We start from the raw sequence: 22,946 nt of genomic DNA on the forward strand, positions 1-22,946 counted from the left end.
GCGCGTGCGGCCTGGCGGCCGGTCACGCCCCGGCGCGCACGGCGTGGCGGTGGGGGCCATGGACATAGCCGCGGACCGGGCCGGCCGGCGTCAACGAGCACCAGGCGCACGCGCAGCATCGGCGCTAGGCGTCGGCCGGACGCTTGCGGCGGTGGGGGCGACCGGTGCGCGGGGGTCGGCCTGGCAGGGCACGTTTCCGGGTCCGTCTGTGGCTGAGCTTTTGAAGACCGGGAAGAGTGGTCACCCGCCTGCCTGCTCACGGTGACCACTCATCCCGGCAGGGATGCTGCCGGGTCCGTCGTGGTCATCAGTCGGTGGCTGAGCTTGTTCGAGGTGGGATTGCCGAGCTGGTGACCGGTGAGTGTGGGCAGGTCGGTAGGCCGGGTCAGGGCATGCCTCCGGCGGGGGCCTCGGGCTCCGGGATGGCAGGGGTCGGACCGGCGGTCACGGTGGTGGGTGGTTGAGGGGAGGCCATCCCGTCGCCGTCGTCCCAGGCAGAGCCGAGCAGATCCGCTCTCCTGGCCCAAGGTCGTTCAGTCGTGGAGCGCTCCACCTTGGTCCAGGAGGGCGGACCCGCTCCACAGGGTGTGGGACGACGGTGACGGGATGGCAGCAGGCGATACGGGTACGCGCTATGCCGGGCGACGGACCGCGCGACGTAGACCGGCCAGCCGTACGAAGATCTCCCGCTTGGCGACGGCATTGCCCTGCTCATCGAGCTGATAGCCAGTCACCCACGCCCAGCCCCGATAGGTGGGTTTCGGGTCGACCGAGATCACCCGAAACACGAACCGCTGTCGCGCGAACTGCACAGACGCTTCCCGGCTGATCCACAGTTCGTCACCGGGTTCCGGCGGGCGAGGTTGTGGCCTGGCCCATGTGCGGCCGTTCTGTTCCACAGGCATCGGGGGCTCCCATGGTCGGAGGTTCGCCCTGCCCGGCGGTTCGGAGGTCACCGACCAGGCAGGGCGCTTCCGCCGTGCTGGGGCGAGTTCGGGTTCTCCACGACCAGCACAGCGGGTAGCCGCACGGTACCCCAACTGGTACATGGTCGTCCATGGTCCGCCATGCCTGACCAGCGTCGTCTCTGCCCGCATACCGTCGAGAACGTGATCGATTTTGAAGGTCCGGTGCCGGTCTACCGGCAGCTCGCGGCGATCCTGCGCGAGCAGATCGAGCGCGGGGACCTGGTGCCCAATCGGCCGATCCCGAGCGTGGCTCGGCTCCAGCAGGAGTACGGCCTGGCGCGCGGCACCATCCTGCACACGGTTCGGGTCTTGGTCGATGAGGGCTTGGTCTACGTGGTGCCCGGGAAGGGCACGTTCGTGAAGCCGGCCGACGAGGTGTGAGAAGCCGATCCGGCAGGCGTAGATCCGGTCGCTATCGACAGCGACGGTGACAGCAATAGGGGCAGGTGGGGAGAGTCGGGCGTCGAGCGCTACGGATAAGCGCCCGACGTCAGAGGCGTGCGCGGACGCACCCGGACGAAGCGCGCAGAGCTTACAAGCGAGGGTCGCCAGGCCATGCTCTACTGGCTGCCATGCATGAGCGACGCCTCGCGTACTTGCTGATGGTGGCAGTCGGTGTCCTGATGGCTGCCGTAGGGCTTGGCATGGCCTTGGGATACCTTCCCGAAGCTCGTTGGCCGCTAAACAGTGTAACCCTGGGCGGGACAGGTGGAGGACTGGCTGGAGTCGGTTTTCGGGGCTTCAGGAAGGGTGTCCAGCCCATGATCATCGAGTACAAATCCAGTACAACTGAGCCCGAAAACCCGTGTAAAACGTCGAGAGACGTTGAGGGTTCCCGCCCTGCTCAGCGGCCAGATCTGCCCGATTCCGGATGATCTTTACTCCGCCTGCGACATTAGGGGTTCGAGTCCCCTCGGCTCCACATTTTGTCTTCCTGACCAGGCGTTTTGTTCGCCCGGGATTATCGGGCGCAGATCCGGCACAAGTTGTTTTTGATCTTGGCCAGCGATCGCGCGCTTCATTCACACGGTTTGCCGCTGAGTTAGCACCACGCCGACGAGCCCTCGGCCGGGCTCCGGACGGTCAGCAGGGAGCGCAAACGATCCCGGGGCTCGCCACACCCGACCTGATCCGCAAGATCAGCTTGAAAAAGCCTTCCTGGCGCTACGCGGGCAAGGTCCACTGAGGAAGGCCGGGGTGCACCCGCGAGCCGGGCGGGTGCGCCCCGGCTTCACGGGGTGTACGGCGTAATCTCGATCTGAAACGGATCCGGCCAGTTGAGGTTGTCGCGTCGGCAGCGCCTCGGCCCAACACTGTTGACGGCGTAGCTGCGGGCGAGCGTCTGGACCAGCGTGGTGAGGGTCGTGGTCGCGACCCGGGATCCCAGGCAGAACCGGGGGCCCGCGCCGAAGGGAAGGTACGCCCCCGGGGTGTGTGGACGATCGGCGTCCCACCGTGCAGGGCAGAACCGCTCCGGGTCCTGCCCCCAGAGCCCCGGATCGTGGTGGAGCCCGGCGATGTCCATCAGGACGGTGCTGCCTTGCGGGACCGGGTGGCCGCCGAGTTCGGTGGTGGCGGCGGCGGTGCGGTTGAGCATCTCCATGACGGGGGTGTGGCGCAGCACCTCGCGTACGAAGGTCTCGGCGGTACCGCTGTCGCGTAGACCCGACCGGGTGGCGGGGGTGCAGTCGGCGTAGGCGAGCAGCGTCCAGCAGGCGGCGGAGCCGGTGGTCATCATCGCGCTGTCCAGGCAGATGGCGAGGGACTGGGCGATGTCCAGGTCACTGAGCGCACCGGAGCCGTCCGTCAGCAGCGAGTCGAGCAGGTCGGGCGAGGCGGTCTTGTCGGGCGATGCGCGGCGATGCGCGACGGTTGCCAGCAGCGCTTCGATGACCTGGTCGAACTGCTTGCGCAGGCGGTACCTTCCCCAGGGCGTGAGTCCGTTGATGCTGCGCTGACGTCGGTGGGAGGTCGCCAGCAGCAGCGGTCCGAGGTCGGGGCGCGCGCAGTCGCGCAACAGGAAGGGCCACTGGACGGCCGCTGTGGCGTCCACGACGGGGCCGACGGAGCGGAAGCGGGCCCCGGCGGCGAACTGCTCGTGCCACCGCAACGCGAGCTGTGGTGCCGCCGACGCGCAGCCGGCGGCGTCGAGGTGGTCCCAGATGAGCCGCCGGGCGAGCCGCCACCGGTCGGGGTGGTCGATCTGGATCGAGTCGCGGGTGGTGTTCACCAGCGCGGGCGCGAGGGGGAACTCGGTCTCGCTGCGCAGCACGTGCCGCACGATCTCGGGTGGCCGTACGTGGGTCTGATCGGCGGTCAGGGTGAAGACCGGGCCGTAGCGGTCGGCGCAAGCGTCCAGGTAGGCGCGGGGATCGCGCCGCGGATCGCCGGGTGGCCCGCCGTCGTCGAGAACACCGGGAGGGCGGCGGAGATCACTGGACATCGAGGACTCCCGTACGTCGTTGCGGGCAGCGAGCAGCGCCTCCGGCTGCGTTATCCGGAGGCGCTGTCGGAGGTCGACGATCAGACCGGGTACATGCGGATGTAGTAACCCTTGGTGGTGCGGGCAGCACGACGGGCGCGGAGAATGTTGACGAGCTTCGACATATTTGCCTCCCTTCGAATTCAAGATCATGATGATATGTGGGATCCGGGGAAAACGAAAGGTGTTGATCGACCGGAGTGTGGTGGGCGATGGGTGCATCGATCCCCGTGCGGCCATCCGTGAGGTCTCGACGCGGCCCGGTGGGCCGGAGCCGACGAGATCGGGCCGGTGAGACCCCCGAGTGGGTGCGGATGGCAGGCGACCTCATCCGCAGGCGGCAACAAACCGCCGGATGAGTTGAGCCTCCCGTAGCCCCGTGCCCCCGTGTCGTTGGATCCTCGTTCGAGACGCCCGTCGCAAGGAGGACGGCATTGCAGGCGATCCAGAAGGTCCGTCACCGGCAGGCCGGCGTCAACGGTCTGGAGGTGTTCTTCCGCGAGGCCGGGCGTCCCGGCCGGCGGTACTGCTGCTGCGCGGTCTCCCGAGTCTGGGTTCGGTAGGGCCAGAACAAGACTGTTTTTTGCCGGCAGTGTCGGCAGTCTCTCTTGGCGTGGCCACTGACAATTATCCCGTGGACCTAGCTCGCCGTCTTTCGCATGTTCGTTGGCTCGCCGGGGGCACCGGTTCAGGCAAGAGCACCCTCGCCCAGGTCCTGGCGGAGCGCTACGACGTGCTGATCTACGACGGGGACCGCGCGGAGCGCGACTACGTCAGCCGGTGCACTGCGCAAGAACAGCCGTACCTGTGGGCGTTGCTGCAAGCTCCGCCGGTGCGGAAGTGGAACGGCCGCAGTGCACAGGAGATCTTTGAGTCGATGCCGAGCCTGCACGGGGAAACGTTCGGATTTGTTGTCGATGACCTGCTGGCGATGCCCACGGAGCGTCCGGTCCTGGTCGATGACTTCCGAATTCTGCCCCGCGAGGTTGCTCCGCTGCTGACGTGGCCGGAGCAGGCAGCCTTCCTCCTGCCAACGCCGCAGTTCAGGAATCGGGCATTGCGCGCTCGATTCGCCGACGCCGCGAGAGCCCGAGCGAACTGGGGAGACAGCGATCACGGCGAGGCGCTCGCGCTACGACTGGCTCGCGATGAACTGTGGGACGCTGAAGTGCGGCGTCAGGCCGTCGAACTGCACCTGCCGGTGGTAACCATCGACGGATCTCGTGAGGCCCATGACCTTGCCGATGACCTTGCTGCTCGGTTTCGTCTCGGCCCCGCCAGGTCTATGGACCGTGCAGAACGATGCTTCTGACTTCTCCGGCACGTGATCGACGCGAACGGCCAGGTCAAGGGCACACTCGGCGCATGACGGGTTAGTCCGATTGGCGGCTTGCGTCCAGCCACTCTGCGTCATTCCAGACCACGGTACCGCGCCAGCCGGCTGTAACAGAGGAGGTGGACAGCGGTGGCGAGAGAACATCGCCGAACTCTGCGCCACCCTCACCGACGACCCCGTCGCCATCGCCGGAGTGGTCGCTGCCTCCGACGGACTTTGCACCGCCATTCTCCTCGACAACGGACCCGCCGACCCGGAGCACCTTCGCGCCGTCCTGCAACGAGCACTCCACAACCGACCATCTCGACGCGCGGCGTTTTGGCCGGTCTAGTGGGGGCCACGTCTTCGTAAGGAGCCCCGGTCTTCGTCCTGCGTAGCGGGCCCTCGAGCTCCGAGGAACTCCGAGACGCCCTCGGCCTCAGCTCCGGAGCGGTGCGTACGGCGGTGCGGGCGGTGACCTTGCAGGGCGGTGACATCCACCCCCAGCGGTACGGAAGGCAGCGTCAGCAGCCCCAGCCCCATTTACTTGCGGACACCTGTTCGGCGGATTACCGCAGCTGGCGCGATGGTCCTCCTCGAACATCACAGGGGGTCGAGCGTGGTGCCTTCCGTCGAGCGCGGGGTCGCCGCATGGTGTGCGCACTGGTCAGCCTCGGCGCCGTAACGGTCTTGCAGCCGCATCCAGGAGTAGGTCGGCTCCTGCGGCCACCCTTCCGGGGAATCCTCCCAAGACTCCTGTCGTCCGTAGGGAGTGAGATCGAGAAGGTCGAAGACGAGCATGAACGGCTCTTCGCCCCGAGCAAACGTCGACCACGAATGGAATATACGGTCACGGCGTCGAATAAAGACGCTGATCGCCTGCTGTTCCTCGCCGTCCTGCGTGGCACCGAAGTCGTCGTTGAAAGTAGTCCCTCCGGAAGACACCCACGGCAGCTTCCAGCCCATCCGTGTGCGAAACGCCGTGAGCTTCTCGATCGGCGCACGGGACACGAGCGCGAACGATGTGCGTCGCGCCTGCAGGTGGCTGAGCGGGCCGATGTGATCGGCCATCATCGAACAGCCGTCACATCCTTCCTCCCAGTCCTCAGCGAACATGAAGTGCTGCACGATGAGCTGCGGCCGGTCTCCGAAGAGGTCGAGGAGACTGACCGGGCCATCGGCCCCTTCGAAGACGTAGGGGGTGGTGACTTCCACGACGGGCAGCCGCCGCCGCATGGCCGCTACGGAGTCCTTCATCCGCGTGAGCGCCTTTTCCTGCAGGAGAAGCACGCGCCGCGCTTCCGCCCACGCTTCGGCGTTCACAACGGGAGGCAGAGGAAGGTCGATCTCGGTCATGTGACGCTCCATCCGTTTGTCCGTACAAAATGTCGTCGGCGGTGTTCGGCCCGTCAGGCGCGGCGGATCAGGGCCCGGATACTGATCGCGAGTGCGAGCGCGCACCAGACCAGTAGCACGATGAGATCGCGACCGCTGGCACTGTACGTCTCGGACAGCAAGCCGGCACGGATCAGGGGCGAGCGCATGCAGGTAATGATCGACGCGTACCAGCGCGTCTCGTCGGAAGGATGCCCCAACGGCGAGAACCTTCCCACCGAGGACGTCGTACGGCTGATGGCCGCACTCGATCAGGTTCAGCCGAGGAGAATCCGCTGGCTGACGCCGCAGACGGGGCGAAGACGACGGACACCGTGTGACAAGACGATGGACGGCGTGCCAGGACAGCTCGCTCGACGGGCGGTCTCAGGAACTGGGGGCGCGGCCGAGGACCTGGGCGAAGACACGGTCGAGGGTGTGGTCGACATCGTCCGCCGCTGAGCGTGAGCGCCAGGCCACATAGCCATCCGGGCGCACCAGTACGGCTCCCGCTGGCTCGATGGCGTACGCAGTCAGGAAGGCGTAGTCATCGTCCTCGATCCCGGGGTCGCCGATGGTGAAGGACGCCAGCGGTGCGCCGTACCCGCGGGCGGTTTGCTGGGCGCCGGAGTGCCAGGACGCGCCCTCACCACCGGTCAGCAGTGTGAACCCGGGACCGAACAGGTCCAGGATGGAGAGCTGATTCTCTCCCCGCCCCAACCACACATGCGGCGCACGACATCCAGGCGTAGCGCTCGGCCGGTAGTCGGCATAGGAGTCGTCGACCTCCGGCGGAACGGTGCCGTCCGGTACGACCGCGGTGGAGGCGTACGCGGTGCCGAACTCGACACCGAGGTGGTTGCCGTACCGGTGTGCCGCCTGGATGACCTCAGCGGGGCTGAGCTGCTGATGCATCCCGTAGAAGGAGACCGAGACCTGCATGACGTTGAAGAAGTTGGCGAGGGACTGCTGGACGGTCGTCTTGGTCGGCGGACGACGCTCGGCGTCGTAGGTTTCCAGTAGTGACCAGTCCGCGATGCCGCGAATGCACAACGCCAGTTTCCACATCGCGTTGTGCATGCCCTGCAGTCCGGTGTTGACGCCAAGGCCGCCGGTTGGCGGGAACTGATGGGCGGCGTCGCCGCAGAGTACGACCCGACCCATGACGAGCCGGTCGGCGATGGTGGCGTTCATCTGCCAGCGTCCGACGGTAAGTATTTCCACCTCGAGGTCGTCGATGCCGGAGCCGGCCCGGATCCATTCGGTGCACGCCGAGGCGTCGAGCTTCTCGGCCTCCCAGTCGTCGCGGGAGACGGGTATCTGGCACAGCCAGCGGCCTCGGGCGTCCAAGGGCTGGAAGATCCCGGCGGCTCGTGGGCCGCCGACGTAGAGCAGGACGCCGTGTCGGTCCCCGAGGTGGGATTCCAGGTCGGCGCGGAAGTAGCAGTTGACGAAGTGGTGGACGGCTTCCGCACCGTCGAGGGTGAGCCCCAATTGGGTACGGACGAGGCTGTCCCTGCCGTCGGCGGCGACCAGGGCGCTGCCGGAGATGGTGTAGCTGTCCCCCGCCGGGTCGATCACCTCCAGGGATGCTTCGGCGTGCTCGGGCAACCATCCCGAGAGCACCCGGGTGACCCGGTGACCGAACCGTAGGTCTACGAGCCCGGTGGCGAGCGCCGCGTCCCACATGATTTGTTCGACCAGGTCCTGAGAGGACATGACAGGCTGGGCCGGGCTGATCGACGCCCCGGGCCCGAGAAACCCGTGGGTCTCGATCTGTCCCAGTTCGGTGCCGGTGAGGGTGTCGAAGAACCGGATTGGGCTTTTCCAGCCCGGCGGGGTGTCGATGCCCCGAAGCCGCTGGTAGGTGGCGATTCCCCAGCCGCGGGCAAGCTCCATGGTGCGGGTGTTGAGGTTACGGGTCTTCGGGTGCCGGGACGTTTCCGTTCGCTGTTCAAGGACGACGGAACGAATGCCGAAGCGGGCCAGTTCAAGGGCGGCGGCGAGACCAACCGGGCCACCACCGAGTACGAGGACAGGAGAGGTGGGAGAGATCTGCGTCACGGCCAAATGCTAGTGGCGCAACTGTTGCTGTCAATGTCTTGGTGGAAAGTCCATGAGGGGCTCGATGGCAAGCAGTCACGTCAAGTGAGACGCGGCTTACCTCGTATCGTTGCTGCTTGACTTCAACCCCGGTTCAGGTCGGAGGCTCTTCCGGTGTCGATCGAGCTCTCGTCGCCGCCGCAGGAGTCACCGAAGCGGCCGGCCGACCCACCACCATCTGCGCCGGGGCTCTTCACGGGCCGGTTTCGCGCGTTGACGGTGGGCGCCGTGGCGCTGGTCTCGCTGTCGGCGTTCGAGGCGCTCGCGGTTGCCACCGCGATGCCGAGCGTCGCCCGTGTCCTGGACGGACTGTCGTTGTATGCCCTTGCCTTCGGTGGACCGTTCGCGTCCGGCGTACTCGGCATGGTCGTCTCCGGCATCTGGAGCGACGCGCGCGGCCCGAGCGCCCCAACCCGACATGGTGTCTTCTGGTTCGTGGTCGGCCTGTTGATTGCCGGCAGCGCACAGAGCATGGGATTGATCGTGCTCGGTCGGGTCGTACAGGGCTTCGGCTCGGCTCTGCTCTCGGTGGCGCTGTACGTCATGGTCGCCCGCGTGTACCCGGAGGAGCTGCATCGACGTATTTTCGCGGCCTTCGCGGCGGCCTGGGTGGTGCCGTCGTTGGTCGGTCCGGGCATCGCCGGCCTGATCGTCCAGTACGTCGGTTGGCGCTGGGTGTTCCTGGCGGTGCCGCTGCTGGCGGTGCCCGCACTGGCACTGATCCAGCCGGCGCTGCGGCGGCTCGACGAGGCGACCACCAACAGCCCGTTGGCCCCTGGTTCGGCCCGACGCGTCGGTTGGGCGGTCGGGGCGGCGGCGAGTGCCGCGCTGTTGCACTACGGGGGGCAGCAGCGCGGCCCGCTTGCCGTGGGCCTGCTCGTGGTGGCGCTCGTCGGGCTCGGTGTCTGCGTACCCCGGCTGCTGCCGGCCGGCTTTGTTCGGATCCGGCGGGGACTGCCGACGGTGATCGCCCTACGTGGGCTGGCCTCGGCTGCCTTCGTCGGTGCGGAGGTGTTCATTCCGTTGCTGCTGTCCCGGGAACGCGGGCTGTCCCCGGCGGCTGCGGGATTCGCCCTCATGGCGGGTGCACTGTCCTGGTCCGCCGGTTCGGCGGTGCAGAGCCGGTTGCGACACCCGGGGCTACGGGATGCCCTGCCCCGGGTCGGCATGCTGCTCATCGCATTCGGCATTGGAGCCGTGGCGAGCACCGTCTGGCACTCGGTGCCGGTTCTCGTCGGCATCCTTGCCTGGGGCGTGGCGGGCCTGGGGATGGGGCTGGTCTTTCCCACGCTCTCCGTCCTGACGCTCGAACTGTCCGCCCCTGGTGAGCAGGGCCGCAACAGTTCCGCACTGCAACTGGGGGACTCGATCTTCTCCGCCACGGTGCTCGCGCTCAGCGGGGCGTTGCTTGCCGCGACGGCGGTGCCGGGCTCGTCGACCTATCTCGCCGGGTTCGCGGTCGCCGCCGTACTCGCGCTCTCCGGAGCTGCGATTTCGGGACGGGTCCGTCCGCGTACCGGCTCGTAGCCCCGTACCGGCTCGCGGTCGGACCGATCGGCGGGCCGAAGCGTCAGTCCGGCTGCGTCGGCGGCCAGGCGGTGAACGCCTGATCGAGTACGGAGATCAAGCGTTCGTACGAGCGGTCGACGTCCTCGGGCAGGCCGAAGCCACCGACTGCCTCCAGGGCGACGAAGCCGTGCAGGCCGCTGCGGAGGACCCGGGTGGCGTCCACCAGTTGGTCGGCGGTGAGGCCATATCCGGCGAGTACGGCGTAGACGATCCGTACCGCTCGGTCGCTGGCGGCGAGGTAGGTGGCGTCGTCGCTGGCTGCCGCCGACCGGAGGGTGGCCGCGTAGCTACCTGGATGGTTGCCGGCGTACGTCCGGTAGGCGCTGGCCAGGTGCCGCAATGCGGCCGATCCCGACCGCCCCACCGTCGCCTCGCTGAGCTGGTCGGCCAGTTCTTGGAGGGCCCGGATGGCGAGCAGGCGGTGCAGGTCGTCGAGGCCACGGACATGTTTGTAGAGGCTGGGTAACGCCACCCCGAGCCGTTGGGCGACAGCGGCCAGGGTGAGCCGGTCGAGACCGGTCTCGTCGGCGAGCTGTGCGGCTTCGGCGACGACCCGCGTGGGCGTCAGGCCGGCCCTAGCCACGGTTGACGACCTTGTTCAGGAACGAGACCAGCGCCGGGTTGACCACCTCGGGATATTCCGCCATCGGGTAGTGACCGGAGTGGGGCACCATGAGCAGTTCGCCGTCGAGGCGTTCGGTGACGAACCGGGCCTCGGCCGCCGGGTCGGGGAAGTCGCTGTCCTTCTCACCCATCACCACCAGCGTCGGAGCGGTCACCTGACCGAGCCGTTCCTCGGCTGGCCGGTGGCTGGTCCGCGTGGTGTGGACGAAGGAGCGCCAGTGGTCGCCCCGGCGCATGCTCTCCTGAATGCGCGCCAGGTGCGCTGCCTGGTCGGCGGGTGGGCGGCCCGGGTAGAGCTTGCGGTAGTAGGTCTGCCAGGCGGCGGGTCCCCAGGGCTTGAGCAGTAGCAGCCGGAGCAGGAGTGGCATCAGCGGGTTGCTCTGTGGGTCGCGGACGAATGGTCCCAGCAGCGCAAGTCCGGCGACCTTGCTCGGGTTCTCCGCAGCGGCCCAGACCGAAGCGCCGGCCCCCATCGACTGGCCGATGACGACTGCCCGGCCGCCGAGGTGTTCGATCAGCGCCAGCACGTCGCCGCCCACGGCCACGTCGTCGTAGCGGCTGAAGCCGTCGTCGCTGTCGCCGTGCCCGCGCAGGTCCATCGTTGCTACGCGGTAGCCCGCCTCGACCAGCGCGGGAACGGTGAATCGGTAGGCCGAACGTAGGTCGCCCATGCCGGGTACACACACCACGAGCGGGCCTTCGCCGTGCACCTCGTAGGCGATTCGGCCGTCGTCCCGCATCAAGAAGCTAGCTGTCATAGCCAACAAGCTAATGTCATTAGCTTTTCCCTGTCAAGTGAGGACGTCTCGAACGGGCGATATGAGGGCAAGCGAGAGATTTTCCGGTCCCTTGTCCGCCTAAGGTGGGCGGCATGACTGATGTCTTCTTCGTATTAGTTTTGTATGTCTTTGGCTTCGTCCTCCTGTACGGAGTGGTTCGACTGGCGGTGAAACACGCCATCGAGGACGCCACGCAGCGACAACATCGGAACGTGCTGCCGGAAGAGGTCTTCTTCCCCGGCGGTTGATCGGCGAGTACGCGGGCGGGCGTGCGGGGCGGTCGGAAGGTGATCACTCACCGGTGCGAGGATCGGCGGCGTGATCGGAACTCTGCTTACCGCACCCGCCCGCACCCGCCCCGATCTACTCGCGCCGCCCGTGGTCGCCGTACTCGAACAGTGGTCGGCTGACGCTCCGGTGCCGGTCGACGAGGTGCAGGCCAACGAGGTGCTGGTTGCCCCGATTGATGCTGAACTCGCCGACACGGCGGCCTTCTGTGCGGCGTACGACGTGGGGCTCGACGCTTCAGCAAACTGCGTCGTGGTGTCCGGCAAGCGGGACGGGGTGACCCGGTATGCCGCCTGTGTCGTCCTGGCCACCACCCGGGTCGACGTCAACGGGGTGGCCCGCCGGCAGCTCGACGTACGCAAGGCGAGCTTCGCGCCAATGGCCGAGGCCGTGGAACTGACCGGGATGGAGTACGGGGGAATCACCCCGATCGGGCTGCCCGAACAGTGGCCGATCCTGGTCGACTCGCGAGTGGTCGACGTCCCGTACGTGATCGTCGGTTCCGGGGTACGACGCAGCAAGATCGTCGTGCCTGGACGGGCCCTGGCGACGCTGCCGAACGCTCAGGTGATCGAAGGGCTGGCCAAGCCGGCGGCAGCCTGAATCGAGACAGTCGACGACACCCGAGACGGCCGACGGCACCCGAGACGGCCGACGGACGGCACCCACCGAAAGTAGTGGGTGCCGTCGATGTTGTTGCACGTGAAACCAAGCGGCTGCCTGCGCTGTATGCAGGCCGCTAAGCGTCATGGGCCGCTATGCGTTGCGCGCCGCTATGCGTTGCTGGCCGCTTCCCGCTGGGCCACCTCGGTCAGTGCGGCCCGCAGCACGTCCGGCTCCTGCGCGCCGGTGACGGCGTACTTTCCGGCAAGGACGAAGGTCGGCACACTCGTCACGCCCAACTCGCGGGCGTTGGCCAGCGCCGCGCGTACCTCGGTCTCCCCGTCGGTGGAGTCGAGGAACTGGCGTACCTCGGGCTCCGGTAGGCCGACCCCGGCGGCGACGGTGGCGAGCGCGGCGCGTGACCCGAGGTCGACCCCGTCGGTGAAGTAGGCGCGGTAGAGCGCCTCGGTCGTCTCGGCGGCCAGGCCGTGGGCCCCAGCGAACCAGACCAGCCGGTGGCCGTCGAAGGTGTTCGCCGTCACCGCCCGGTCGAAACGCAACTCCAGCCCGTCGGCGGCGGCGACCTCGGTGGTGTGGTCGAGCATCTGGCGCGCCCGGTCCGCGTCGCCGAACTTCTTTGCGAGCGAGTCGATCAACGGTCGGGGCTCGGAGACCGGTGACGGGTCGAGCTGGAACGGCCGGAAGTGCACGGTGACATGCTGATCAGTGGATTCGAGGGCTCGTTCGAGCCGGTGCTTACCGATGTAGCACCAGGGGCAAACCAGGTCCGCGTAGATTTCCAAGTCCATGATCAAGGAGAACGTCCCGGGTCAGCTCGTCTGTTCCCGTACCTGTCGCTTGAGTCGGGCCAGGATGGCGGTGCCACCGCGTACCCGCAGCGGGCTGATCGCCTCGGCGAGCCCCATCCGCTGATAAAGATCGTCGGGTACGGCGAGCACCTCGTCAGCGCTCGCGCCCGCCAGCCCTTCCGCCAGGATGCCGGCGAACGCCCGAGTGGTGGGCGCCTCGGGCGGGCAGTCGAACCAGGTGGTGACCGTCCGGTCCGGTGCCACCTCGGCCCGTAGGAAGAACGCCGTCTGGCACTCCGGCACCTGCTCCATCCCGGCCCGGTCGGCCAGTGCGGCGGGCAGCGGCGGGACGCTGTCGGCGAACTCCAGCAGCATCTCCAGTACGACGTCTCGCGGAGCGGACGCGAACTCCTCGACGATCTCGGCGAGCTTCGGTGGCATGAGGCCCAGGCTACCGGTGTTAGGAAGGGGCCCTTTACCGGCAGAAAGCGATAAGAAGGGGCCCTTCCTAACATCTGGGCGGGCGGTATCGTTTGCGGTTGCCGCACACGCGAGAGGTGAACAGGTGAAGGCCACTGAGCTGTCGATCTCCGGCGCATGGGAGTTTCTTCCGCAGCAGTTTCCCGACGATCGCGGCAACTTCGCAGTCTGGTACGACGCTGCCGTCTTCGCTGACGCCCTCGGTTTCGAGTTGCATGTCGCGCAGACCAACCACAGCGTCTCCCGGCGGGGCGTGGTCCGGGGCGTGCACTGGGCAGATGTGCCCGTCGGGCAGGGCAAGTACGTCTACTGTCCGCAGGGCGCGCTGCTGGACATCATCGTCGACCTGCGAGTCGGCTCGCCGACCTTCGGACAGCACGAGGTGGTACGGCTGGACCCCGTCGACTTCCGGGCGGCCTACCTGTCGGAAGGGCTGGGCCACGCCTTCGTCGCACTCGAAGACAACACGGTGATGAGCTACCTCTGCTCGGCCGGCTATGCGCCCACCCGGGAGCGGATCGCCAACGTCTTCGACCCGGACCTGGCGCTGCCGATCCCCGCCGACATCACGCCGATCCTCTCCGAGCGCGACGCCGACGGGCCGGGCCTGAACGAGCTGCGGGATGCCGGACTGCTGCCGTCGTACGACAAGTGCCAGCAGCTCTACCAACTGCTGCGCAGCGGTCAGCGGCCCCAACTGGACAGCTGAAGCCAACGAGCGCCCGCCCGCCGTGCACAGCCGCGGCGGGTGTCGGCGTCGCCACTTCCGTACCGGCCCAGGGGCTGGTACGGGATGGGTGGCTGACACACTCCGATGGATCCTGGTGACAAGCTCGGGAAGTAGGGGCAAGGAGGAGTAGGTGCGCTGGCGCAGCTTCGTGGCGGTCGGGGACAGCTTCACCGAGGGAATGGACGACGCGTACCCGGACGGCACCTACCGGGGATGGGCGGACCTGGTCGCAACGCGGCTGGCCGTCGAGGCCGGCCCGGAGTTCGGGTACGCCAATCTGGCGATCCGGGGGCGACTCTTCCCCAACGTGGTGGCCGAGCAGGTGCCGGCCGCGATCGCCATGCGCCCCGACCTGATCAGTTTCGCCGCTGGCGGCAACGACGTGCTGCGCCGCAACTTCGACCCGCACGCCCTGGTCGAACGCTTCGACGAAGTGATCGGCGAGCTGCGGGCGACCGGAGCCGACGTACTGATCTTCCGCTTCGCCGACGTGATGGCCCGGCTGCCCGGTCAGCGACTGGTGGCACCCCGGGTGTCGGTACTCAACCAGGCGCTGGGCGAGACAGCCGAACGCCACGGCGCGATGCTGGTGGACCTGTACGCCGATGATGCGTTCCAGAACCCTGCGCTGTGGGGTGAAGACCGACTGCACATGTCGGCTGCCGGGCACCGGCGGGTCGCTGCACGGGTGCTCGGCACCCTCGGGCTGGCACCGGACGAGCAGTGGCTGGTCGTACCGCCCCGGCCGGCGCCGACGCCGTGGCTGGCGGCGCGCGGTGCCGACCTGCGGTGGGCTGGGCAGCACCTGGCACCGTGGATCAAGCGACGGCTGACCGGCCGGTCCTCCGGCGACACGGTGACCGCGAAGCGCCCGACGTTGGCCCCGGTCACCGACTGAGCGGGTTCAGGTTCGGGTGGCGGGGCGGGGTAGACGGCGTACCGTGGGCTGATGGCAGTACCGAACGATCCCGCGCCCGACCTTCAGCCGTACGCCGACCCGCAGCGCCTGGTGACCACCGAATGGCTCGCCGCCAACCTCGGCACGGACGGCCTGGTCGTCGTGGAGTCGGACGAGGACGTGCTGCTCTACGACACCGGGCACATCCCCGGTGCGGTCAAGGTCGACTGGCATCTCGAACTTAACGACCAGGTGACCCGGGACTACCTGCACCCGACGGACTTCGCCGAGTTGTGCTCCGCCAAGGGCATCGGACCGGACGACACGATCGTCTTCTACGGCGACAACTTCAACTGGTGGGCGGCGTACGCGTTCTGGGTCTTCTCCCTCTTCGGCCACGCGGACCTGCGACTACTCGACGGCGGCCGGCAGAAGTGGGTGGCCGAGGGGCGCGAGCTGACCCGCGACCGGGCCACCCGACCTCGGACCGACTACCCGGTCCCGGATCGCGACGACGCGCCGATCCGTGCCTTTCGCGATCAGGTGATGGCGCACATCGCGGCCGGCCGACCGCTGGTGGACGTCCGGTCCCCCGCCGAGTACACCGGCGACATGCTGCACATGCCGGACTATCCGCAGGAGGGGGCGCTGCGCGGCGGTCACGTGCCGGGGGCGGTCAACGTGCCGTGGAAGTCGGCCGCCAACCCCGACGGTACGTTCAAGCGCCCCGACGAACTGCGCGCGATCTATGTCAACGAGCAGGGCCTGACCCCCGCCGACGACGTGATCGCCTACTGCCGGATCGGCGAGCGGTCCAGCCACACCTGGTTCGTTCTGCGCCACCTGCTTGGCTATCCACAGGTACGTAACTACGACGGCTCGTGGACAGAATGGGGCAACCTGGTCCGCGCCCCGGTGGTCCGCGGCGACCAGCCCGGTGGCCTGCCCCGATGACGGATGGCGCGGGACCGGTGGGTGGTCCTTGTCTGCCCGCTGGATGGTCGCGGCACGTTGATCGATAGCCTGCGGGGATGGGGCAGGTGTGGCGGGACTGGGGTGGCGTCGTACTGGTTTCGTTTGCCGGCCTGCCGCTGGCCGCCCTGATCGCCTTCCTCCTGGCCCGGGTGCGCATCACCCGATCGATGCCGGTACGGCAGGCATGGTGGCGCAGCGTCGCCGAGGTGGGCATGGTGGTGGGCACCCTGCCCTGGGTGTGGATGATCCTTACCCCGCTGGACGCACCCCGACTGGTGCATCTGATTCCGTTGCGCGACCTGTACCTCCAGGTGACCACCACCTCGCCCACGTTCGTGGCGGTGCAGGCCGGCGGCAACCTGTTGGTCTTTGCCGCGCTGGGCTTCTTCGCACCGATCCGGTTTCCCGCCCTGGCTGGGATGGGAAGACTCCTCGCTCTCGGCGCCGCCGGGTCGATCGTGGTCGAAACCCTCCAGTTCGTACTTGACATCGGGCGGGTGACCTCTGTGGACGATGTGCTGATCAACGCCGTCGGAGCGGCGCTCGCCGGCCTGCTGTCCCGCCCATGGTGGGCGTCGGGCGCGCCAGTTTCGGTCGATGCCGCGCCTGTCCCCGCCGGGCCGGGCTATTAGACCTGATCCACGCCGGGCCGGGGGCTAGCCGACCTGATCCGATCGGGTTTCCCGGCCCAGCGTTCGCCACGAACCGATGGTGGCGAGGGCGAGGATGGCGGTCGCGGCGTAGACAACCACCGGCAGCCCGTACGCCTGCGCGGCGAAGCCGCCCAACGTTGCGCCGACCGGGGCGCTGAGCAGGCCGACCGTCCGCTGTGCACTACCCACCCGACCGAGCAGTTCGGCCGGTACGTTGCGCTGGCCGTACGCCACCCACAACGCGTTCCACATTGCCGTGCCGGCGGAGAAGACGGCCAGCGCCACGGCCCCCGGGACCGGGTGTCGGGAGAACGCGAGCCCGGCCAGCGCCAGGGTCTGCCCAGCCAGCACCCAGCGCAGCCCGGCGAGGGTGCCGAACCGTCGGGCCAGCCGACCGGCGCCGAGCGCCCCGAGTAGCCCGCCGATGACCGCAGCGGCCATGAACACGCCGTAGCCCGCCTCGGTGACGCCGAGTACGTCCAGTGCGTACAGCACCAGGACCGCGATCATGGCGCTGATGGCGAGGTTGGTGACCGCGGACAACCCGGTGATGATGCGGAGCGTGGCGTCCTGCCTGATCCAGCGCAGCCCGTCGCCGGCTTCCCGCCACAGGCTTCGCCGGCCGGGCTGCGACGTATTGCCGAATGACCGGCTGGGCACTGCCCCATCGGCGGAAGACCGGCCCGCCGCGCCGGACGTGTCGGTCGACGGGCGGACGGGACGCAGGGTCAGGGCCAGCAGGGCGGCGACGGCGAAGGAGACCGCGTCGACGGCGAACGGCAGCGCTGCTGCGATCGCGAAGAGCACCCCGGCGATGGGCGCACCGACAAAGCCACGGCTCACCGTCGTACCGGCCTGCAACCGTCCGTTGGCCTGCGCCAACCGGTCGGCGGGCACCAACGCGGGCAGCATCGCGAAGGCGGAGGCGTCGAAGAGCGTACCGAGGGTGGCCAGGAGAAAGGCACACCCGGCGAGTACGACGATGCTCGCCTGCCCGGTGGCCACCAGCACCGCGAATGCGGCGACCAGGACCGCCCGCAGCCCGTCCACCAGCGCCATGGTGCGCCGACGGTCCCACCGGTCGGCGTACACCCCGCCGATCAGGCCGAACAGCAGCGGTGGCAGTTGCCCGGCGACGACCACCGCCGCGATCGTCCGCGGGTCCCGGCTCAGTGTGGCGGCGAGCAGGGCGAGCGCCGGGGTGCGCAACGCATCCCCGAGTTGGGAGAGCACCGCTGCCGACCAGAGTCGCCAGAAGGCACCGCCGAGCCGTCCGGCGTTGCGCGGGGTTTCCGGGGTCGCCGCTACCGCAGTGTCCGTCATGCCTGCTTCCTCCCGTCCGCCGCCGCCCGGATGGGCGGCTCGCCATGCGGTGTGACCCTGGGGGGTGGAGCAGGTCGAGGGTCAAGTCGCCGACCTGGAGCATGCTCAGGAAATCGGGGCGGCGGACTGTCGGTGATCACCGGTACGGTAGTCGCCGGCATCGCACCGGGAGAGAACCGACCGGCACGGACCGGGAGAGTAGAAGAGCGTGGATCACACCTTCCAGGTCGACCTGCGGGGCATCGTCGACCTGTTGAGCCATCACCTGTACGGCAGCCCTCGGGTCTACCTGCGGGAACTGCTGCAAAACGCGGTCGACGCGATCACCGCGCGCCGGGCCAACGAGCCTGCTGCCCCGGCGGTGGTCCGGATCCAACCGCCCGCCGCCACCGGGGACGGCACCCTGCGGATCACCGACACCGGCATCGGGCTCACCGAGGCGCAGGTACACGAGCTGCTGGCCACCATCGGCCGCAGCTCCAAACGCGACGAGTTGGGCTTCGCCCGGCACGAGTTCCTCGGCCAGTTCGGCATCGGCCTGCTCTCCTGCTTCCTGGTCGCCGACGAGATCCGGGTGCAGACCCGGCACGGCGACGAGCCGACCGTCCTGTGGACCGGCTACGCCGACGGCCGGTACAGCATCGAATTGGCGCCAGCCGGCACCGGCCGGGCGGAGCAGGGCACGACAGTCACCCTGGTGCCCCGCCGCGACGCCGACCAGTGGTTCGCGGTCCAGACCGTGACCGAACTGGCCCGACTCTTCGGCTCACTGCTACCGGTGACCGTCTACGTCGACGGTGTCGAGACGACCGCCGGACCACCGCCGTGGGCCGTTACCGCCGGCGGCTCACCCGCCGCCCGTCGGGACGAACTCATCCGGTACGCCCGGGAGACGCTTGGCTTCACCCCGTTCGACGTGGTGCCGCTGTCGGTTCCAGAGGCGGGATTGACCGGTGCGGCCTTTGTGCTGCCCGCCCCGGTCAACCCGGCGGCGCGGGCCGGGCACCGGGTCTACCTCAAGCGCATGCTGCTCACCGAGGGGGCCGAGGGGCTGCTGCCCGACTGGGCGTTCTTCGCCCAGTGCGTGGTGGACGCGAGCGAACTTCGCCCGACCGCCAGCCGGGAGGCCCTGTACGAGGACAGCCTGCTGGAGAGCACCCGGGAGGCGCTCGGTGACCAGCTGCGGGCCTGGCTGGTCCAGCTCGCCAGCACCGAACCGTATCGGCTCGGCGAGTTTCTTCAGGTGCACCACCTCGGGGTCAAGGCGTTGGCGCTGCACGACGACGAGATGCTCCGGTTGGTCGAGCAGTGGTGGCCGATGGAGACCAACTTCGGCCAGATGACGCTGGCCGAGTTCCGCCAGCGGCACGGCATCGTCCGGTACGCCGCCACGATCGATGAGTTCCGGCAGCTCGCGGCGGTGGCGGCAGCCCAGGACCTGGCCGTGGTCAACGGCGGCTACACGTACGACACGGAAATCATCGAGCGGCTGCCCAACGTGGACCGGTCGGTGCTCATCGAACGGCTGGAGCCGACCGACCTGACCACCCGGTTCGACGCACTCGACCCGGGTGTGGACCTGGCGCTGCGGCCGTTTGTCAAGGCCGCGCAGCAGGCCCTGGACCGGCTCGGCTGCGAGGTGGTGCTGCGGGCGTACGATCCGCCGTCACTGCCCGCCCTCTACCTGGTCAGCCGGTCGGCGGCCTTCCACGACCAGCTGCAGGCAACCCGTGATCAGGCCGACGAGGTGTGGGCCGGGGTGTTGGACGCGCTCGCCTCCTCCGGCCCGCCGGAGCGTCCCCAACTGGTGCTCAACCACCGCAACCCGCTGGTGCGTCGGGTCACCACACTGGGCGACCCGGAACTGGTCGGGCTCGCCGTGGAGGCCCTGTACGGCCAGGCGCTGCTGCTCGGTTACCACCCGATCCGCCCGGCCGACGCCGCCCTGTTGAACAGTTCCTTCCTCGGCCTGCTCGGCCGGGCCGTTCCCGGACAGGAGTGATCGGATGACCTCCAGCCACGACGATCTGTGGCGGCAGTTCCGGCATACGGCGAACATGCCGTACGGCGCGGGGCAGATCGCCACCGTCGAGCAGTTGATCCGGCAGGCGGACGCCGCCGGTGACGAGGAGATGGCGTTCGCCGCCCGGATGCTCGGCACGAACGCCTACGTCTACGGCGGCGAACCGGTCAAGTCGTTCGTCACCTTCTCCTGGTGCCTGGCCGACTTCGACCGGAACCCGCGCCCCTACCACCAGCAGTACCTGCACAACCTGCTCTGGCACTTCAAGTACATGATCAACGCGTTGCTCAACTTCCCCGAGGTGCCGCTCGACCGGACGTACGCCGTACTGGACGACATGGAACGCCGGTACCGGGCGGGCGGGCACAGCCCGCAGGCGGTCTACAAGTACCGGCACCGGGTGGCCCGACACCTGGGCGACGTCGAGCAGGCCGAGGAGTGGTACCGGAAGTGGATCACCACACCCCGCGACGACCTCTCCGACTGCGCCGGCTGTGACCCGTCGGCACAGGCCACCTACCTGGCCGAGAACGGGCGGGACGAGGAGGCGATCGCGTTGGCCGAGCCGGTGCTCGCCGGTCGACTCTCCTGCAGCGAGCAGCCGCAGGGCATCCTGACCTCGCTGCTCCTGCCCTACCTGCGGACCGGGCGGCGGGATGCGGCCCGGGACGCGCACCAGCGGGCCTACCGGGCGGTGCGGGGCAGCCTCGCCGACCTGTGGGACATCGGGGAGCATGTCGAGTTCTGCGGACTGACCGGCAACGACGCACGCGGTCTGGAGATCGTCGAGCGGCACCTGGACTGGTTGGACCGGGCACCCTCCCCGGCGGCGGCGATGGCGTTCGCCGCCACGGCGGTGCCGGTGCTGCGTCGGTTGGACCAAGCTGGGCACGATGAGTTGACTGTGCACCGCCGGGCGTACGGGGATCGGCCGGCGGCGGACGTACCGCTGGGGGTGCTTGCCGACGAGTTGGCCCGGGTGGCCGCCGAGATCGCCGCGCGCTTCGATGCCCGTAACGGCACCACCAGCCAGTCGGCAGGGGTGACCGACCGGATGGCGATGGAGCCGATCGGCGAGCACCTACCGCTGTCGGCGACCGCCCGTCGGCAGGCGGCCCGGCACGCCCCAGCGGAGACCGGCGCGACCGCGACGGACCAGATCGTCGACCCGGACGAGCCGACGACAGTCGGCAAGATCTTCGAGCCCTTCTCGATGCGCGTACTACTGGCGGTGGAGCTGTCCGAGGACGCCACCCCGGACGAGTTGTTGGACCAGGCCGAGGAGCTGTGGCGGACCGAGCGGATCGAAGACGTCGTCGCGGTCGTACGCACCTTCGACGAGCGCTTCGGTGAGCAGGAGCTGCCGCCTCGCACGATGGCCCGGCGGGCCGAGTTCCAGGCGCTCGAGTGCAGTGTCGCCGACGATCTGACCGGCGCGGTGACGGCGAACCGGCAGGCGGTTGCCGGCTACCGAGAGCTGCCGGATCCGGTACGCGAGCAGATCGTGACCGGGCGGCTCGGCGTACTGCTCTGCCAGACCGGCGCGGAGGACGAAGGGCTGCCCCTGGCGGCGGCGTCGGCGACCTACCTGGCCGAGCACGGTACGCCGGCCGAGCGGGCCAGCGCGTACGACCGGCTCGCGGTGGCGCTGTTCACCCAGGAGCGTTGGTCGGAGGCGGCCACCGCGATCGAGCCGGCGGCCGAGGCCGCGAGCGAGGTCGACGACCCCTATCTGACCGCCCGGATCACCCTGCGTCGTGCGGTCTGCTTGCAGGCGTTGGAGCAGCGTACGGAGTCGAGCCGCGCGGCAGCCGAGGCCCGGGACCACTACCGCGCGTTGGGCCTGCCGGACGGATTTGCCGCCGCGTGCATCTGCTACGCCCAGTCGTTGGACGACCCGGCCGAGGTGGTGGCCGCGCTGGACGAGGCTCTTCGCGTGCCCGCCGACGAGGCGATGTTGCCGGCTCGGACCGGTCGGGCTCGGGCGTTGCTGGCGGCGGAGCGGCCGGCCGAGGCGGTCGACGACTTCGTCGAGGCGGTGGCGCTCTGCGCCGAGCGCGGAATCGCCGACGGTGCCGCCTACCTGCGGTGGGAGTTGGCCAACGCCTACCAGCAGGCCGGGCAGCTGCTGGATGCGGCGGAGGCGGCCGAGGAGGCGGTCACCGAGCTGACGAAGCTGGGCTACCAGGCCGACGCGGACCGGTGTCGGCATCTGCTGGCCAACGTCTACCTCTCGCTCGGTGAGATCGACCTGGCGCTGGGGCTGTTCGACCAGTTGGCGGAGAACCTGGACGGGCCGGACAATCTGGGCCCTCGGGGGCAAGTGCTGGAGGAGGCCGGTGACCTGCTCTATCGCACCGACCGGGACAGTGTCGCCGCGCAGCGGTTCGCAGCGGCGGCCGAGGCGTACCGGTTGGCTGAGCTGCCTCTCGACGAGATGCGGGCGCGCCGCCGGGAGATGGACGCGTTGAACTGGGCCGGCTCGGCGGAGGCGGCGCTGGCTGCGGTCGAGCGGGCGGATCGGACGGCGACGGGCCTGTCGGCCGAGCTGGCGGGCGAACCGGCCGCGGTCTGGGAGAAGTCGATGTTGGCCGCCGCCGGGGCGCGGGTGTTGTTCAACGTCGACCGGGCCGATGAGGGTCTGGCCCGACTGGACGGGGTGCCGGAGCGGCTGCGGGAGATCGAGGCGTTCGGCGAGGCGACCCAGGTCGACCTACTCGTCGGTGAGGGGCTGCTGCGGCTGGACCGGCCGGCCGAGGCGGAACCGATCCTGCGGCGTACCGTGGCCGGCCTGCCCACCGGGTCCGGACCGGTACGCCCGGCGGCGTGGCTGCTGTTTCAGGCGCTCGTCGCGTTGGGCCGTGCCGAGGAGGCGGAGGCACTGCGGGTGGAGCACGACCTGGAAACCGACGAGTGACCGTAGCGGGCTGTTCAGGCAGCCAGGCAGAAC

Annotated in this window: 22 protein-coding genes; 12 read left to right on the forward strand and 10 right to left on the reverse strand. The window is 68.9% G+C overall.

What is annotated here, in order from left to right:
- Window positions 1–632: 632 nt before the first annotated feature.
- Window positions 633–905, reverse strand: a complete 273-nt coding sequence (locus tag ACWDV4_RS18950) for a hypothetical protein (protein WP_449980499.1) — start codon at window positions 903–905, stop codon at window positions 633–635.
- Window positions 906–1,109: 204 nt separating this feature from the next.
- Between ACWDV4_RS18950 and ACWDV4_RS18955 the strand changes: the two genes are divergently transcribed.
- Entirely contained in the window at window positions 1,110–1,349 is a 240-nt protein-coding gene (locus ACWDV4_RS18955) for a GntR family transcriptional regulator (RefSeq protein WP_449980502.1), read from the forward strand.
- A gap of 850 nt (window positions 1,350–2,199) precedes the next feature.
- Here the strand turns inward: ACWDV4_RS18955 and ACWDV4_RS18960 are convergent.
- Window positions 2,200–3,411 (reverse strand): cytochrome P450, encoded by a 1,212-nt coding sequence (locus ACWDV4_RS18960; protein WP_449980505.1) that lies wholly within the window; start codon window positions 3,409–3,411, stop codon window positions 2,200–2,202.
- A gap of 673 nt (window positions 3,412–4,084) precedes the next feature.
- Between ACWDV4_RS18960 and ACWDV4_RS18965 the strand changes: the two genes are divergently transcribed.
- Together ACWDV4_RS18965 and ACWDV4_RS18970 are read left to right on the forward strand one after the other, a co-directional pair.
- A complete protein-coding gene (locus tag ACWDV4_RS18965) occupies window positions 4,085–4,762 on the forward strand; it encodes a hypothetical protein (RefSeq protein WP_449980508.1) in 678 nt (225 codons plus the stop codon).
- Between the two features lie 70 nt (window positions 4,763–4,832).
- Window positions 4,833–5,117, forward strand: coding sequence for a TetR family transcriptional regulator C-terminal domain-containing protein (locus tag ACWDV4_RS18970; RefSeq protein WP_449980510.1), 285 nt, complete (start codon window positions 4,833–4,835; stop codon window positions 5,115–5,117).
- A gap of 251 nt (window positions 5,118–5,368) precedes the next feature.
- Here ACWDV4_RS18970 and ACWDV4_RS18975 read toward each other — a convergent pair whose 3' ends face one another.
- From ACWDV4_RS18975 to ACWDV4_RS18985, 3 genes are all read right to left on the reverse strand, one after another.
- Window positions 5,369–6,121 (reverse strand): DUF899 domain-containing protein, encoded by a 753-nt coding sequence (locus tag ACWDV4_RS18975; protein ID WP_449980513.1) that lies wholly within the window; start codon window positions 6,119–6,121, stop codon window positions 5,369–5,371.
- A gap of 53 nt (window positions 6,122–6,174) precedes the next feature.
- On the reverse strand, window positions 6,175–6,360 hold the full coding sequence (locus ACWDV4_RS18980; protein ID WP_449980516.1) for a hypothetical protein: 186 nt from the start codon (window positions 6,358–6,360) through the stop codon (window positions 6,175–6,177).
- 166 nt (window positions 6,361–6,526) lie between these two features.
- Complete coding sequence (locus ACWDV4_RS18985; protein WP_449980518.1) at window positions 6,527–8,203, reverse strand: FAD-dependent monooxygenase; 1,677 nt, start codon at window positions 8,201–8,203, stop codon at window positions 6,527–6,529.
- A 153-nt stretch (window positions 8,204–8,356) separates the two neighbouring features.
- Here ACWDV4_RS18985 and ACWDV4_RS18990 point away from each other — a divergent pair, with 153 nt between their 5' ends.
- Window positions 8,357–9,769 (forward strand): MFS transporter, encoded by a 1,413-nt coding sequence (locus ACWDV4_RS18990; protein ID WP_449980521.1) that lies wholly within the window; start codon window positions 8,357–8,359, stop codon window positions 9,767–9,769.
- A gap of 43 nt (window positions 9,770–9,812) precedes the next feature.
- On the opposite strand, the gene ACWDV4_RS18995 is transcribed toward ACWDV4_RS18990, so the two are convergent.
- Both ACWDV4_RS18995 and ACWDV4_RS19000 read right to left on the reverse strand, forming a co-directional pair.
- Window positions 9,813–10,394: a TetR/AcrR family transcriptional regulator gene (locus tag ACWDV4_RS18995; RefSeq protein WP_449980523.1), complete on the reverse strand. Its 582-nt coding sequence runs from the start codon at window positions 10,392–10,394 to the stop codon at window positions 9,813–9,815.
- Complete coding sequence (locus tag ACWDV4_RS19000) at window positions 10,387–11,193, reverse strand: alpha/beta fold hydrolase (RefSeq protein WP_449980526.1); 807 nt, start codon at window positions 11,191–11,193, stop codon at window positions 10,387–10,389. Before ACWDV4_RS19000 ends, ACWDV4_RS18995 begins: the two co-directional genes overlap by 8 nt.
- A gap of 113 nt (window positions 11,194–11,306) precedes the next feature.
- Here ACWDV4_RS19000 and ACWDV4_RS19005 point away from each other — a divergent pair, with 113 nt between their 5' ends.
- A complete protein-coding gene (locus tag ACWDV4_RS19005; RefSeq protein WP_449980529.1) occupies window positions 11,307–11,462 on the forward strand; it encodes a hypothetical protein in 156 nt (51 codons plus the stop codon).
- Window positions 11,463–11,535: 73 nt separating this feature from the next.
- Window positions 11,536–12,105: a YbaK/EbsC family protein gene (locus ACWDV4_RS19010; protein WP_449980789.1), complete on the forward strand. Its 570-nt coding sequence runs from the start codon at window positions 11,536–11,538 to the stop codon at window positions 12,103–12,105.
- Window positions 12,106–12,275: 170 nt separating this feature from the next.
- Here the strand turns inward: ACWDV4_RS19010 and ACWDV4_RS19015 are convergent, their stop codons facing one another.
- Both ACWDV4_RS19015 and ACWDV4_RS19020 read right to left on the reverse strand, forming a co-directional pair.
- A complete protein-coding gene (locus ACWDV4_RS19015; protein WP_449980532.1) occupies window positions 12,276–12,914 on the reverse strand; it encodes a DsbA family oxidoreductase in 639 nt (212 codons plus the stop codon).
- Window positions 12,915–12,935: 21 nt separating this feature from the next.
- Window positions 12,936–13,355: a SufE family protein gene (locus ACWDV4_RS19020; RefSeq protein ID WP_449980535.1), complete on the reverse strand. Its 420-nt coding sequence runs from the start codon at window positions 13,353–13,355 to the stop codon at window positions 12,936–12,938.
- 124 nt (window positions 13,356–13,479) lie between these two features.
- On the opposite strand from ACWDV4_RS19020, the gene ACWDV4_RS19025 reads away from it, so the two are divergent.
- The 4 genes from ACWDV4_RS19025 to ACWDV4_RS19040 all read left to right on the forward strand — a co-directional run bounded on the left by ACWDV4_RS19025 (window position 13,480) and on the right by ACWDV4_RS19040 (window position 16,629).
- A complete protein-coding gene (locus ACWDV4_RS19025; RefSeq protein ID WP_449980538.1) occupies window positions 13,480–14,103 on the forward strand; it encodes a dTDP-4-dehydrorhamnose 3,5-epimerase family protein in 624 nt (207 codons plus the stop codon).
- A gap of 151 nt (window positions 14,104–14,254) precedes the next feature.
- Entirely contained in the window at window positions 14,255–15,022 is a 768-nt protein-coding gene (locus ACWDV4_RS19030) for an SGNH/GDSL hydrolase family protein (RefSeq protein ID WP_449980541.1), read from the forward strand.
- Window positions 15,023–15,073: 51 nt separating this feature from the next.
- Window positions 15,074–15,976, forward strand: coding sequence for a sulfurtransferase (locus ACWDV4_RS19035; protein WP_449980544.1), 903 nt, complete (start codon window positions 15,074–15,076; stop codon window positions 15,974–15,976).
- A gap of 77 nt (window positions 15,977–16,053) precedes the next feature.
- On the forward strand, window positions 16,054–16,629 hold the full coding sequence (locus ACWDV4_RS19040; protein ID WP_449980547.1) for a VanZ family protein: 576 nt from the start codon (window positions 16,054–16,056) through the stop codon (window positions 16,627–16,629).
- 24 nt (window positions 16,630–16,653) lie between these two features.
- On the opposite strand, the gene ACWDV4_RS19045 is transcribed toward ACWDV4_RS19040, so the two are convergent.
- Window positions 16,654–17,973, reverse strand: coding sequence for an MFS transporter (locus ACWDV4_RS19045; protein ID WP_449980549.1), 1,320 nt, complete (start codon window positions 17,971–17,973; stop codon window positions 16,654–16,656).
- A gap of 208 nt (window positions 17,974–18,181) precedes the next feature.
- Here ACWDV4_RS19045 and ACWDV4_RS19050 point away from each other — a divergent pair, with 208 nt between their 5' ends.
- Window positions 18,182–19,975: an HSP90 family protein gene (locus tag ACWDV4_RS19050; RefSeq protein WP_449980552.1), complete on the forward strand. Its 1,794-nt coding sequence runs from the start codon at window positions 18,182–18,184 to the stop codon at window positions 19,973–19,975.
- A 4-nt stretch (window positions 19,976–19,979) separates the two neighbouring features.
- The gene (locus ACWDV4_RS19055; RefSeq protein ID WP_449980554.1) at window positions 19,980–22,913 is read left to right on the forward strand and encodes a hypothetical protein; all 2,934 of its coding nucleotides are present in this window, start codon (window positions 19,980–19,982) and stop codon (window positions 22,911–22,913) included.
- Window positions 22,914–22,946: the final 33 nt, after the last annotated feature.

Source organism: Micromonospora sp. NPDC003197, assembly GCF_053590565.1.

What these genes read in the sequence shown, in the direction of transcription:
- ACWDV4_RS18960 (WP_449980505.1), bottom strand. Translation starts at nt 3,411, where the DNA reads ATGTCCAGTGATCTCCGCCGCCCTCCCGGTGTTCTCGACGACGGCGGG.
- ACWDV4_RS19055 (WP_449980554.1), top strand. Translation starts at nt 19,980, where the DNA reads ATGACCTCCAGCCACGACGATCTGTGGCGGCAGTTCCGGCATACGGCG.
- ACWDV4_RS19020 (WP_449980535.1), bottom strand. Translation starts at nt 13,355, where the DNA reads ATGCCACCGAAGCTCGCCGAGATCGTCGAGGAGTTCGCGTCCGCTCCG.
- ACWDV4_RS19040 (WP_449980547.1), top strand. Translation starts at nt 16,054, where the DNA reads ATGGGGCAGGTGTGGCGGGACTGGGGTGGCGTCGTACTGGTTTCGTTT.
- ACWDV4_RS19005 (WP_449980529.1), top strand. Translation starts at nt 11,307, where the DNA reads ATGACTGATGTCTTCTTCGTATTAGTTTTGTATGTCTTTGGCTTCGTC.
- ACWDV4_RS19015 (WP_449980532.1), bottom strand. Translation starts at nt 12,914, where the DNA reads ATGGACTTGGAAATCTACGCGGACCTGGTTTGCCCCTGGTGCTACATC.
- ACWDV4_RS19000 (WP_449980526.1), bottom strand. Translation starts at nt 11,193, where the DNA reads ATGACAGCTAGCTTCTTGATGCGGGACGACGGCCGAATCGCCTACGAG.
- ACWDV4_RS19045 (WP_449980549.1), bottom strand. Translation starts at nt 17,973, where the DNA reads ATGACGGACACTGCGGTAGCGGCGACCCCGGAAACCCCGCGCAACGCC.
- ACWDV4_RS18975 (WP_449980513.1), bottom strand. Translation starts at nt 6,121, where the DNA reads ATGACCGAGATCGACCTTCCTCTGCCTCCCGTTGTGAACGCCGAAGCG.
- ACWDV4_RS18950 (WP_449980499.1), bottom strand. Translation starts at nt 905, where the DNA reads ATGCCTGTGGAACAGAACGGCCGCACATGGGCCAGGCCACAACCTCGC.
- ACWDV4_RS19035 (WP_449980544.1), top strand. Translation starts at nt 15,074, where the DNA reads ATGGCAGTACCGAACGATCCCGCGCCCGACCTTCAGCCGTACGCCGAC.